1 pseudogene is annotated in these 308 nt (G+C 75.0%); it reads right to left on the minus strand.

From position 1 onward, the window contains the following. Positions 1-308: pseudogene (locus tag L995_RS21625) on the minus strand (TolC family protein); the annotation flags it as partial.

Here is a 308-nt window from a genome sequence, read left to right on the forward strand (position 1 = left end):
CGCCCAGCCCCGGCGCTCGCCCAGATGGTCCAGGTCGCGGCGCAGGGCGCGCAGGTCCAGGCGCTCGCGCAGCGCGGTGGCCTCGGCATCGTCCCCGGCGCGCAACTGCGTGGCGGCCTGCGGGATGGCGGGCAACTGGTCGGGCAGCTTGAAATCGATGCGCCGTCCCCACAGGCCCATCAGGCGGGCCAGTTGCTCATGCTCGGCCGTGGCGGCCAGGCGCGCACGCGCCAGCTGCGCTGCGGTGTCCTGCTGGATGCTGAGCTCGCGCGCCTGCTGCAGCCGGCTGAAGTTGCCCACGCGGGCCA

Source organism: Delftia sp. ZNC0008 (assembly GCF_000799035.1).
GTDB classification, from domain to species: domain Bacteria; phylum Pseudomonadota; class Gammaproteobacteria; order Burkholderiales; family Burkholderiaceae_C; genus Comamonas; species Comamonas tsuruhatensis.